This window comes from Pedobacter caeni, from assembly GCF_900129215.1.
GTDB lineage: Bacteria > Bacteroidota > Bacteroidia > Sphingobacteriales > Sphingobacteriaceae > Pedobacter > Pedobacter caeni.
The window spans coordinates 28481-41442 of the sequence record NZ_FQUQ01000003.1; the positions used below are offsets into that span (position 1 = coordinate 28481).

12 protein-coding genes are annotated in these 12962 nt (G+C 38.9%); 9 read left to right on the forward strand and 3 right to left on the reverse strand.

What is annotated here, in order from left to right:
* Window positions 1-22: 22 nt before the first annotated feature.
* A complete protein-coding gene (locus BUC20_RS14725; protein ID WP_073232670.1) occupies window positions 23-847 on the reverse strand; it encodes a glycogen/starch synthase in 825 nt (274 codons plus the stop codon).
* 154 nt (window positions 848-1001) lie between these two features.
* On the opposite strand from BUC20_RS14725, the gene panC reads away from it, so the two are divergent.
* The 3 genes from panC (at window position 1002) to BUC20_RS14740 (ending at window position 3474) form a co-directional block, all read left to right on the forward strand.
* Window positions 1002-1841, forward strand: coding sequence for a pantoate--beta-alanine ligase (gene panC / locus BUC20_RS14730; RefSeq protein ID WP_073231877.1), 840 nt, complete (start codon window positions 1002-1004; stop codon window positions 1839-1841).
* 44 nt (window positions 1842-1885) lie between these two features.
* Window positions 1886-2236, forward strand: coding sequence for an aspartate 1-decarboxylase (gene panD, locus BUC20_RS14735; RefSeq protein WP_073231878.1), 351 nt, complete (start codon window positions 1886-1888; stop codon window positions 2234-2236).
* Window positions 2237-2334: 98 nt separating this feature from the next.
* Entirely contained in the window at window positions 2335-3474 is a 1140-nt protein-coding gene (locus BUC20_RS14740; RefSeq protein WP_073231879.1) for an acyl-CoA dehydrogenase, read from the forward strand.
* A gap of 192 nt (window positions 3475-3666) precedes the next feature.
* On the opposite strand, the gene BUC20_RS14745 is transcribed toward BUC20_RS14740, so the two are convergent.
* A complete protein-coding gene (locus BUC20_RS14745; protein ID WP_073231880.1) occupies window positions 3667-4014 on the reverse strand; it encodes a phage holin family protein in 348 nt (115 codons plus the stop codon).
* Window positions 4015-4032: 18 nt separating this feature from the next.
* Between BUC20_RS14745 and BUC20_RS14750 the strand changes: the two genes are divergently transcribed.
* The 6 genes from BUC20_RS14750 to BUC20_RS14775 all read left to right on the forward strand — a co-directional run bounded on the left by BUC20_RS14750 (window position 4033) and on the right by BUC20_RS14775 (window position 11666).
* Window positions 4033-4467 (forward strand): hypothetical protein, encoded by a 435-nt coding sequence (locus BUC20_RS14750; RefSeq protein WP_073231881.1) that lies wholly within the window; start codon window positions 4033-4035, stop codon window positions 4465-4467.
* Between the two features lie 191 nt (window positions 4468-4658).
* Window positions 4659-5123, forward strand: a complete 465-nt coding sequence (gene rimP / locus BUC20_RS14755; RefSeq protein ID WP_073231882.1) for a ribosome assembly cofactor RimP — start codon at window positions 4659-4661, stop codon at window positions 5121-5123.
* A 2-nt stretch (window positions 5124-5125) separates the two neighbouring features.
* Window positions 5126-6361 (forward strand): transcription termination factor NusA, encoded by a 1236-nt coding sequence (nusA, locus tag BUC20_RS14760; RefSeq protein ID WP_069379272.1) that lies wholly within the window; start codon window positions 5126-5128, stop codon window positions 6359-6361.
* A gap of 116 nt (window positions 6362-6477) precedes the next feature.
* Complete coding sequence (infB, locus tag BUC20_RS14765) at window positions 6478-9546, forward strand: translation initiation factor IF-2 (RefSeq protein WP_073231883.1); 3069 nt, start codon at window positions 6478-6480, stop codon at window positions 9544-9546.
* A 92-nt stretch (window positions 9547-9638) separates the two neighbouring features.
* Window positions 9639-10811, forward strand: coding sequence for a glycosyltransferase (locus BUC20_RS14770; RefSeq protein ID WP_073231884.1), 1173 nt, complete (start codon window positions 9639-9641; stop codon window positions 10809-10811).
* A 39-nt stretch (window positions 10812-10850) separates the two neighbouring features.
* Window positions 10851-11666 (forward strand): class I SAM-dependent methyltransferase, encoded by an 816-nt coding sequence (locus BUC20_RS14775; RefSeq protein WP_073231885.1) that lies wholly within the window; start codon window positions 10851-10853, stop codon window positions 11664-11666.
* A gap of 54 nt (window positions 11667-11720) precedes the next feature.
* Here BUC20_RS14775 and BUC20_RS14780 read toward each other — a convergent pair whose 3' ends face one another.
* Window positions 11721-12863 carry a glycosyltransferase family 4 protein gene (locus BUC20_RS14780; protein WP_084528926.1) on the reverse strand — a complete coding sequence of 381 codons (1143 nt, stop codon included), beginning with the start codon at window positions 12861-12863 and terminating at the stop codon, window positions 11721-11723.
* Between the last annotated feature and the right edge of the window lie 99 nt (window positions 12864-12962).

A 12962-nucleotide genomic window follows, 5' to 3' on the forward strand; every position in this document is an offset into this window, starting at 1 on the left:
TTTAAGTTAATAATACCTGAGTTTATGCTATTGAAACCAATTCTTCGTCCGAAATTTCTTCATACAAAGCGTAGAAGTTTTCGAAATCGTCGGTTAAATTATAAGCTAAAGTTGGTTTATTAGAATCTTTAACAAATTTTAACACATTACTATCGATGTTTTCATTCGCTAATACTACTGCATCAGAGTAAGTTATGGCTCCAATATGTAGGGTGTTACAGTCTGCGTTTTCAAACACTTTCGTGTCTTCAGGCGTCATGGCATTCATTACTGCTTTTTTATGAAGGTCAGCATGAAGCTTCTCTGTGAAACAATTCTCATAGATCGAATAAACTACTTTGGAATTCTTGAAAGTAGGATCATTCTTGTAAGAAGTTTTAATGTAAGCCGGGACTAATGCCGTCATCCATCCGTGACAATGCACGATGTCTGGTGCCCATCCTAACTTTTTCACAGTTTCTAATGCGCCTTTGCAAAAGAATATTGTTCTTTCGTCATTGTCCGCGTAGAATTTGTCTTCCTTGTCTCTAAAAACGTATTTGCGTTGGAAATAATCTTCATTATCCAGGAAGTATACCTGCATACGGGCAGCCGGGATAGAAGCAACTTTAATAATTAAAGGGTTGTCATTATCATCGATGATAATGTTCATTCCTGAAAGGCGTATTACTTCGTGCAATCTGTTCCTTCTTTCATTAATGTTCCCGAATCTCGGCATCAAAATGCGGATTTCAAATCCTTTGTCCTGCATTGCCTGAGGTAGTTGACGGGTAATTTCTGAAATTTTTGTGAGTTCAAGGAAAGGCGACATCTCGTGTGTAACAATCAGTAGCTTCGTTTTTGCCATCTCCATATTCTGTAAATAAAAATTTATGTTAAAGAAAAGATTATCAAGGGGCAAAGGTAAGCAAAATAATAACATTTATCAATTATATAGGCAAGATGTTTTGTTTGGAATAGATAAATAACCAACTTTGCCCTTTGAAATTTTATAGGCTAGTTTGAAAGTTATAAACACCATCGCAGCGTTAAAGTCGTTGCTTGAACCAATAAAATTGGGTCAACAGAAAATTGCTTTAGTGCCTACTATGGGTGCATTGCACAAAGGACACGTATCACTGATCAATATTGCCCAGCAATATGCGGATGTGGTAGTTTGCAGTATTTTTGTAAACCCGACACAATTTACCGATCCTAAAGACCTGGAGAAATATCCGCGTCCACTGGAGCACGACATGCAAATGCTTCGTGAAGCAGGTTGTGATGTGGTGTTTATGCCATCGGTAAATGAGATGTATCCAGGGCCCGAAAACTGGCATATTGATCTTGGTCCTGCCGAATTTCTGCTCGAAGGCGAATTTCGGAAAGGTCATTATCAGGGGGTTACTCAGATTGTAAAAAAATTATTTGATGCCGTGAGTCCTGATCTTGCCTTTTTTGGACAAAAAGATTTTCAACAAGTGTTGATGATTGAGACCATGGTGGCTTATTTTAAACTTCCTGTACAAATCATTTCCTGCCCTATTATACGGGAGTCCGATGGCCTGGCGATGAGTTCGAGAAATATACATTTAAGTGAGACAGACCGGAAGAATGCATTGGTGCTGAGCAGGGCATTGAGTTATGTAAAAGATCATTTTGCAGAAAAAAGTATTCCCGATCTTCTTAAGGCAGCGAAAGATATGATTTCGGAGGTAGCAGGTGTTGAGCTCGACTATTTTACCATTGCAAACGGGAAAACCCTCCATCCGGAAAGTAATAAAAATCAATCTGATCTCGTGGCTTTGGTAGCTGCAAAGGTCGGTCAGACAAGGCTGATAGATAATATGCTGCTCAACTGACAATCCACTATATTATAGTAACCCAAAAGTTTTAACTTTGTATTATGATTATCGAGATATTAAAATCGAAAATACACCGTGTTAAAGTAACACAGGCCGAATTACATTATGTTGGAAGCATTACCATAGATGAAGATCTGATGGATGCTGCCCAGATCATTGCCAATGAAAAGGTGCAGATCGTAAACAATAATAACGGGGAGCGTTTTGAAACCTATGTAATCAAAGGTGAACGTGGAACCGGAACGATTTGTTTAAACGGAGCGACGGCCAGAAAGGTTCAGGTTGGTGACATTCTGATCATTATGTCATACGGCTCCCTGCCAATCGAAGAGGCAAAGAAATACCACCCTATTCTTGTTTTTCCTGATGACAATAATCACCTTTTAAAGTAGCAACAATCTGTATAATGTAAAATAATACTATGCAGCCATAGTAATAATGAGGTAGAAATACTAAATTTGGCCGTACGTATTTTTTTATCTATATAATTATGCTATTTCAATTAAGTGAAGAACAATTGATGATCCAACAGGCTGCAAGGGATTTCGCACAGAATGAACTTAAGCCCGGAGTTATCGAGAGAGATGAGCACCAGAAATTTCCTGCTGAGCAAGTAAAAAAACTTGGAGAGCTGGGATTTCTAGGAATGATGGTTTCAGAAAAATATAACGGTAGCGGCTTAGATGCACTATCTTATGTCCTGGTGATGGAAGAGTTGTCTAAGGTAGATGCTTCCTCTTCTGTTGTGGTCTCTGTCAATAATTCATTGGTATGTTATGGACTGGAGTCATTTGGGTCCGAATTTCAAAAAGAAAAATACCTGAAACCATTGGCTTCCGGTGAAAAGATCGGCGCTTTTTGTTTATCAGAGCCTGAGGCCGGATCAGATGCCACTTCACAACAGACTACAGCTGAAGATAAAGGCGATTATTATTTGCTGAACGGTACAAAAAACTGGATTACTAACGGAAATACGGCTTCGACCTATTTGGTGATTGCACAAACCGATCGTTCTTTAAAACATCGGGGCATCAATGCCTTTATTGTGGAAAAAGGAATGGAAGGTTTTACCATTGGTCCGAAGGAAAATAAAATGGGTATCCGTGGTTCAGACACACACTCGCTCATGTTTAATGACGTGAAAGTGCCTAAAGAAAACAGGATAGGAGAAGATGGGTTCGGTTTTAAGTTCGCAATGAAAACTCTGGAAGGCGGACGTATAGGAATTGCAGCCCAGGCGTTAGGGATTGCAGCAGGTGCCTATGAACTTGCTCTGGAATATTCAAAACAGCGTAAATCTTTTGGTAAAGCGATTTCTGACCACCAGGCGATTGCCTTTAAACTGGCGGATATGGCGACCACCATTGAAGCAGCGCGTTTGTTGGTTTATAAAGCGGCATGGTTAAAAGATCAGGGGCTTCCTTATACTTTAGCGGGTTCTATGGCGAAATTATATGCTTCGAAAGTAGCGATGGATGTTACGGTAGAGGCTGTTCAGATTCACGGAGGTTACGGTTTTGTGAAAGAATACCATGTAGAGCGCATGATGCGTGATGCAAAGATTACCCAGATTTATGAGGGGACTACAGAAATACAAAAAATGGTGATCTCAAGAGAAATCTTAAAATAATAATTTGATTAAACAAAAAAGCGGGCAGTCCATCTCTGGGCTGCCCGCTTTTTTGTTTAAAAATCTTGTTTAGGATAAGGATGGATTCTGTTTGTGGCAGGTTCGGAAAGAGTAGCGGTCAGGTCAGTTTCATGCGCGTGCTTTCCGAAGTGTTTTTTAACCTGCCTTGTCCTGCTCTGACTAAACAACCATCTAGTCTTTCTCTGTTCCAGCAATGGAGCCAAATATCGCTTTGATGAGGGCGACAACAATGGCAAGAAATGCGGCTGCCCAGAACCCACTTGTATTAAAACTGCTCATCATATTGTCTACTAATAAAATCATTAACACTGTAATGATGAAGGAGACCAGTCCAAGAGTAAGAAAGTTAATGGGAAAAGTGAAAATACGTAAAATGGTTCCAATGGTTGCATTGGCCAATGAAATCAGCACTGCGGCAACAATAGCAGCCCAATAGCTGTCTACATGAACGCCTGGAATGAGTTTCGCGCCCAGGAATACCGCCAGCCCCAATAATAAAATTTCTACAATGAGTCTCATAATTTTTAATTTAGTGATATGTTAAAGTGTTTTGTTAAGTTGACAGGAGTGTTGTACTCCCTTGGTTTATTTGTTGCCTGTTCTAATGCAAATAATAAGCCACTTTCTATCGATTTTTCTTTAGATAGTACAAAAATTGTGCTATCACATATCGATGAGACTGGATTTCTGTCACTTAAAAATAGTAAAGAAGCTGATTCTGCATTAAATGAATTGGTCGTGGTACTTCAGACACCATCAGAGCAGGATTCTGCGATCAGAGAAGAGCCGGTGCCTGGAAAAATGCTGTTGACGGATAGTAATATCGTGTTTATTCCTCTCCATCCCTTTGTAAAGGGGCGTGATTATCTGGTAATTACCCACCTGAATATCCGCTTTGGAGGCATGGAGGAAATTGTGAAAGGTAAAGTGAGTTATCGCATGAAGCCTCAGCAAAAAATGTTAACCCGCTAATCAGGAGTTTCGTTAAGTCCGGATTGCTTTAATCCTGATCCTGTGCTGTATCTTGTTGAAAAAGTTGCACATACATTGTACATAAGATGATTCTGATTTTTATTTTGAAAAAATATTTCCTATCTTTGCACTTGTAATAGAGGGCAAGAGGGGGCAGAGGTCCCCTCTTTTCTTTTATTGGAAAATTGGTTATGCAGGTAGAAAAAAGAGTTACAGCGTTAGTTGAAGAGAAAATTTCGGATAGACCGGAGTTGTTTTTGGTAGAGGTAAAAATGCTTCCAAACAATAAGCTGATCATTCATGTAGATGGCGATGAGGGAATTAGTATTCAGGATTGTGCCGCAATCAGCAGACATGTAGGCTTCCATCTGGAAGAAGAAAATACGATTGAAAAAGCGTACAACCTGGAAGTTTCTTCCCCGGGTGTCGGTGAACCGCTTAAACTTCAAAGACAATATGTGAAAAATGTTGGCAGAGAATTGAGCGTAAAACTGAACGGTGGTGAAATTAAAGAGGGTAAACTGCTTTCTGTAGAGGATCAAAGCATAACGATCGAAGCGAAGGTGAAAGAAAAAGGTAAAAAGGCGCAACTGGTAGAAACCAGTATCGACTTTAGTAATATAACAGAAACAAAGGTTTTAATTTCATTTAAATAAAAATGAGCAATATTAATTTAATCGATTCATTTCAGGAATTCAAAGAGTTCAAGAACATCGACCGTCCTACAGTGATTAGTGTGCTGGAAGAGGTATTCCGCAGTATGTTGCGTAAAAAATACGGTACTGATGAGAATTGTGACGTAATCGTTAACCCGGACAATGGAGATTTGGAAATCTGGCGTACAAGAAAAGTGATGGAGGATGGTTTTTCCGAAGACGATGACCTGGAGATCGAACTTGCTGAAGTAAAGCTTTTAGATCCTGATATGGAAGTTGGCGACGATTACATTGAACAGATCACTTTAGAAAGCTTTGGCCGCAGAGCAATATTAGCTGCACGCCAGACGCTGGTTTCCAAAGTATTGGAATTAGAAAAAGACGAGATCTTTAAAAAATATAAGGATAGGGTTGGAGAAATTGTAACGGGAGAAGTTTACCAGGTTTGGAAAAAAGAAACATTGGTACTGGATGATGAAGGCAATGAGTTGATGATGCCTAAAACTGAACAGATCCCTGCCGATTACTTCAAAAAAGGTGATACTGTCCGTGCGGTAATTTTAAAGGTAGACATGGTGAATGCTACTCCAAAAATTATCATTTCAAGGATCGCCCCTGAGTTCTTGCAACGTTTGTTTGAAATTGAGGTTCCGGAAATTTTTGATGGTTTAATCACCATTAAGAAAATCGTTCGTGAGCCAGGAGAAAGAGCAAAAGTTGCTGTGGAATCTTATGACGACAGAATTGATCCGGTTGGTGCTTGTGTGGGTATGAAAGGTTCAAGGATACATGGTATCGTTAGAGAACTTAAAAATGAAAATATTGATGTGATCAATTTCACCAACAATATCTCATTATACATTACCAGAGCATTAAGCCCGGCAAAAATCACTTCCATTAAGTTAGATGATGAAACAAAACACGCTTCAGTATACCTGAAACCAGACCAGGTTTCATTGGCTATCGGGAGAGGTGGACACAACATTAAACTGGCTGGTAAATTAACCGGTTACGAAATTGATGTGTATCGCGAAGCAGGCGAAGAAGATGAGGATGTGGATATCGAAGAATTCTCGGATGAAATCGATAGCTGGATCATCGATGAGCTGAAAGCGATCGGTTGTGATACCGCAAAAAGTGTACTTGCACTTTCAATTGATGAATTGGTAAAACGTACCGATCTTGAAGAAGAAACCATCAAAGAAGTGATGAGTATATTAAAATCAGAGTTTGAATAAACGTTATCTTGAATAGGTGCGAACTATGTGGCAATTAAAAACAAATCACATACCCATGAAATAAACAAGAATAAACGTTACTTTTGTATAAGAATTAAAGAAAAAATAGGATATCAATGTCAGACGACAAACCAATAATTTTATTTAAAGCAGTTAAGGAACTTAACGTAGGCATTGCTACGGCCGTTGAGTTTTTAGAAAAGAAAGGCTTTTCTGTTGAGAATAAACCCACTACTAAGCTCTCCCGCGACATGTATAATGCGCTGTTGAAAGAGTTTCAGGGCGATAAGATCGTAAAAGAAGAAGCCAATCAGATTGTTATTGGTAAAATTCGTCGTGATGAGCCGGAAGTGACTGAGAAAGTTGCAGAAGCACCTAGAAAAAATGTAGAATTCGAAAATGAAGGCATTCTTATCAAGAACCTTCATTCGTATACTCCTCCTGTAGAGAAACCTAAAGAAGAAGCTCCTGCAAAACCGGTAGCTCCAGTGGTGGAAAAAACAGAAGAGAAACCTGAAGAGGGAGCATTGCCGGGTGTGAAAATAGTAGGAAAAATAAATCTTGATGATTTAAACTCCAAAACCCGTCCGGTGAAGAAAGAAGAAGCACCTGAAGCGCCTCAGCCTGTGGCTGAAGCACCAAAAGTGGTAGAACCAACACCAGCCCCTGCTCCAGTGGAGAAAGCACCTGTAGAAGAGAAACCAGTAGAAAAACCAGTTGAAGCCGTAAAGGAAGAAGTGGTTAAACCTGTAGAACAACCTAAGGTGGAAGAGACTCCAAAGCCTGTTGAGCAACCTGTTGCAAAAACAGAGCCCGAAGTAAAAGAAACTCCTAAACCAGTGGAAGCACCAAAAATAGTTGAAACGCCAAAAGTTGTGGAAACCCCTAAAGTTGAAAAAACAGATGAGGTTGAAGTGATTAAAGCACGTTCTGTAAAACTTTCAGGACCTAATATCATCGGTAAGATTGTTTTACCGACCACACCAGATCGTAAATCATCTCCTGTAGCCTCTTCGGCTGACAGCAATGATGCGAAAAGGAAACGTAAGCGTAAAAAGACTCCGGGTCAGCATCCAGGACAGGGTGGTAACACTCCAACAGGAAATCAGCAGACAGGCGGGCAAGCAGGACAAGGTACTACAGCACCAAAACCAGCTCCGACTTTTACCAACAGACCTGATTTCAGGAACAATACTAACAATACAGCCAACAGGCCTAACTTTAGAAACAACAAACCAGGAGCCCCTGGAAACGGTCCTAAAGAAGAACCTACGGAAAAAGAAATACAAGACCAGATCAAAGCAACACTTGCACGTTTAAGTGGTGCTGGTAAATCGGGTAAATTTGCTCAACGTGCCAAACTACGTCGTCAGAAACGTGATGATGTTGCTCTTTCGGCAGATGAAGCGGCAATGGAGCAGGAGCTACAATCCAAAGTGTTAAGGGTGACAGAATTTGTTACGGCAAATGAGTTGGCCACAATGATGGATGAGCCGGTAACTAAAATTATCGGAACTTGTATGAGTCTTGGAATGTTCGTATCCATTAACCAACGTTTGGATGCAGAGACATTAACGATTGTTGCAGATGAATTTGGGTACGAAATTCAATTCGTTAAACCGGATGATGAAAGTGATATCGTTATTGAAGAAGAAGATAATGATGAAGATTTAGAACCAAGAGCTCCGGTTGTGACCATCATGGGTCACGTCGATCATGGTAAGACTTCATTGCTGGATTATATCCGTAAAGCAAATGTAGTGGCTGGTGAAGCCGGTGGTATTACACAGCACATTGGTGCTTATATGGTAACCACACCTACAGGTAAGAAAGTTACTTTCTTAGATACGCCGGGTCACGAAGCCTTTACGGCGATGCGTGCCCGTGGTGCGAAAGTAGCGGATATTGCCATTATTGTTGTTGCTGCGGATGATGCGGTGATGCCACAGACTAAAGAGGCCATCAACCATGCACAGGCAGCGGGCGTACCATTGGTATTTGCCTTCACAAAAATTGATAAACCGGGTGCAAACTCAGATAAAATACGCGAGCAATTATCCATCATGAATATCCTGGTAGAGGATTGGGGAGGTAACTTCCAGTCGCAGGAGATTTCAGGTAAGAGCGGACTAAACGTAGACTTGTTATTAGAGAAAGTGTTATTGGAAGCAGAATTGCTTGACCTTAAAGCTAACCCTAACAAGCGTGCTACAGGTAGTGTAATCGAAGCAACCTTGGATAAAGGACGTGGTATTGTAACTACAGTTCTTGTTCAGGCAGGTACTTTGAAAATCGGAGATCCGATCCTTGCAGGTAGTTATAGCGGACGTGTAAAAGCGTTGTTTAACGAACGTGGACAGAAAGTGGATAAAGCAGGACCTTCAGTACCAGTTCAGGTACTGGGTATGCAGGGGGCACCTACAGCAGGTGATCGATTCAATGCATTGGAAAGTGAAGTTGAGGCAAGAGAAATTGCTAACAAACGTTTACAACTAATGCGCGAACAAGGCCTTCGTACACAGAAACACATTACTTTGGATGAGATTGGTCGTCGTTTGGCAATCGGTAACTTTAAAGAACTGAACCTGATCGTTAAAGGTGATGTGGATGGTTCAATCGAGGCATTATCTGACTCATTATTGAAACTGTCTACTGAAGAGATTCAAATCAATATCATTGGTAAAGCAGTAGGTCAGATCTCTGAATCTGATGTATTGTTAGCTTCTGCTTCTGATGCGATCATCATCGGTTTCCAGGTTCGTCCTTCTTCAGGAGCTCGTAAACTGGCCGAGGCTGAACAAATTGACATCAGACTATACTCTATCATTTACGATGCAATCAATGAGATTAAAGCGGCGATGGAAGGTATGTTAGCTCCTGAATTTGAAGAGAAGATCACTGCGAATGTGGAGATCAGAGAGACCTTCAAAATCACTAAAGTGGGTACTATTGCAGGATGTATGGTGTTGGATGGTACGATTACACGTAACAGCAAAATCCGTATCGTTAGAGATGGTGTGGTGGTTTACACTGGTGAACTTGCTTCATTGAAACGTTATAAAGATGATGTGAAAGAAGTATCAAGAGGTTACGAGTGTGGATTGAACATCCATAACTTTAACAACATCGAAGTAGGCGACATCGTTGAAGCTTACGAACAAGTTGAAGTGAAGAGAAAGTTATAGGTAAAACTTCATAAATATTTAGAGCCCTGCTAATGATTACTTTGTGAGAAGTATTAAATAGCAGGGCTTTTTATATCTGGTAATTTATAAATATGAATATAAAACAAAGTATAAATAAAAGACTTGACCCGCTCTTAAAAATCTGTGGATTAAAAAGGATAAAAAAAGATAAAATTGATCCGATAATTCTTAATTTGTACAATACCAATTATGATAAAACGGTGTTGGTTAGTTATATAACAGCTCCTTTCCGAGATTCTAATCACTTCAAACATCAAAATTACATTACTTCTCATATTGTTGCTGAAAGCTTTAGTGAAATCGGTTATAATGTTGATGTAGTAAATTTCAATGAAAGGCAACTCTTCCTGGATTACACTAAATATGCCGTGATTTTTGGATTTGGATTCAATTTTGAACAATCATTTTATATCCAGGATAGAAATATTCCCCGGATCCATTTTGTTACTGGTGCACATGGTGAGTTTCACAATAGAATGGCCTTAAAGAGCTTAAACGATTTTAGGGAAATATCAGGTCTATGGGGAATTACTGAATCGAATATTTCAACTGAAATCAGTTTTATGGGTAATTTTGATGCGGACAGTGCAATTATATTGGCACATGGACATGTCTTCAATGACTATAAATTTAGGTTTTCGAAGAAATTGTATTCACTGAATAATAACATCATTGGTACTTTTAGCCAGTTTGAAAGTAAGAAAACAAGAAATTCAAACTTTCTGTTTTTAAGTGGAGGCTATTTGATTACGAAAGGTCTGGCACTTCTGCTTGAGGTTGCAAAGATCCGCAAGGATTTGAATTTTTATATCATTATTCCGCATCTAAGCGAGCAGTTTGGGGCTTACTATCAGGATATTCTAAGGGAGAGTGATCATGTGTTTTTATATCAGAATCTTAGAATGGATTCGTCAGAAATGAAAGAAATAATAGAACGTTGTAGTTACAGCGTGGCCCCGAGTTATGTTGATGGTTTGCCCGGAGGAACTATTGAACCTATGTCTTCAGGGTTGGTTCCTATAGTGAGTAAATATTGTGGTTTTGAATCAAAAGATTTTATCTTTGAAATCGAAGACCTCAGTGTTGAAGGCCTAAATTCGACTATAAATAAGGCAATGCAACTGGATGACACAACTTATTTTGAATACAGTGCAGCGGTTAAAATGTATACAAATGAACATTTTTCGGCTCCTGGTGTAAAATCTGAATTGAAAAAGATCTTAACACTAGAGCTTGTTAAATAAAAGATACATTCAGATTCCCAAAGAAATTAATAAAAAGTAATGAAAAGTAAAATCACTGGAGGACCCCTGGAGCTTGTTTTTACGCTTCGTGTGTTAAATAAATATGATGTCAAGTATTTTCGTTGCCTGGAAACGGGTTTTATACAGACTGAAGAGCCCTATTGGTTAGATGAAGCTTATTCTTCTGCAATCACCAAGTTGGATATTGGGATGTTGTCCAGGAATGAATACCTCCGTGATCAGACCATCAAATTGATCTCAGGTTACTTTAATGCCGACCAGCGTTTTCTTGACTATGCGGGAGGATATGGTATTTTTACCCGTTTAATGAGGGATAAAGGATATGATTATTACCATTCTGATATTTATTGTCAGAATATATTTGCTGAATATTTTGATCTTAAAGACTGTCCTGACAAAAATGGCTTTGAGCTGGTTACTGCTTTTGAAGTATTTGAACACTTGGTGAACCCAAAAGAGGAAATACAAAGGGTATTAGGTTTTTCCGATCATCTGTTCTTTACTACGGAATTGCAACCAGAAGAGCTAAAGAATAATCTTCCTGAATGGTGGTATATTGCTCCTGAAACAGGGCAACATATCGCATTATATACTTTGGCTTCCCTTCGTTATATGGCAAAAGAAATGGGATATAATTTTTATTCCGATGGGAAAAGTATGCATTTGTTCACCAGGAATGAGTTTAGAAAGGACCCATTTACATTAGACAAAGAGCCTTACCTGATAAGAACTATGAGGAGAAAACTAAGCCGGCATGATAGGAAGATTCAGAGCCCTAAAGAATCTTTGCTTTTAAAAGACTTTGATGCCATCAAAGGCAAGCTTAGACTTTAGGTATAAATATAAGCTTGCTGCAAAGTCTGTATTGCCTTCTTTTTTGAACAGGGTTTATGAATTTTTTTTACTCGATATTGCTTTCTTATAAACCTCAAGACATGCTAATGTTGTTTTATTCCAGTTAAACAACTTTGATCTCTCTAAACCCTTTGAAACATAAGATTGCCTTTCTGTTTCATCCTCTAACAGGAGTGCTATTTTAGCTTGAAGGTCTTTTGCATCATTCAGGTTAAAATAGATTCCAGCCTCTCCTGCGACTTCAGGGAGGGAACTATGGTGTGCTAATACCACCGGACATCCGCAGGCCATTGCTTCAAGTACAGGAATTCCAAATCCCTCATATTGAGAAGGAAAAACAAAACACTTTGCATTTTTATAATAGGCTCCAAGTTCTGGATCTTCAAAATTCCGTTGAATTACCTGGTTGGCGATCTGTAGTTTCTCCAGAAGCTGGAGTTCTTGTTCGTCAAATGCATTTCCTCCTGCACACATGATGTATAATTCAGGAGATTTCTTTAAGAGAGGAGTTACTGCTTCTATAAAAAAGTTGAAATTTTTATATAAAGACCTGTTTCCTATAAAAAGAATGTAATATTCCGGGAGCTCAACCTGGACATCAGTTTTAGGAATTAAAGCGTGAGCAATATACACCACCTCAATTTTGTCGGGATTTATATGTGGATAGATCTTGAGAATGTCGTTTTTTGTACTATTAGATATTGCAATTATCTTAGTCGCCTTTTCCATTAGCAGCTTTTTATTTGGAGCAACGAACAGGTCCCCTCCAAAATATTGTGGAAACAGTTCGTGTATCATGTCATATACGGTGAGCACAAAAGGAATATCACCCAATTGATCCAGAAAGTAAGGGTCGTAATAAGTAGGGATAAATACATCTACGGGTTCTTTCTTTAGTTTTTCTTTAACCGTATTCAGCGTTCTTTTATTTAATCTTTTTGGCGCATAGTTGCGAAAGAGCTTATGATATTTGATCAGGAATCTGTTTCTTTCCTGAAAGGAGTTTTGAGATAACATTTTCTCTTTGAAATGAATATTTTCAGTGTGAAAAATCGGACAATTTACCTCAACTTCTTCATTTTGTTCTAGTTGATCATATATTTCTGTATAAGATCGGGAAATGCCACCAAATTTCTGAGCAATAAATATTTGTGGATCTAGAAGTATTTTTATCATTATCTTTGATGCAGGTGAAATATATATATATGAGAATGTATTGCTAAATTAGCATTATACCTCTTTGGCGTAAATATAGCAAGCCATTACAATTAATAC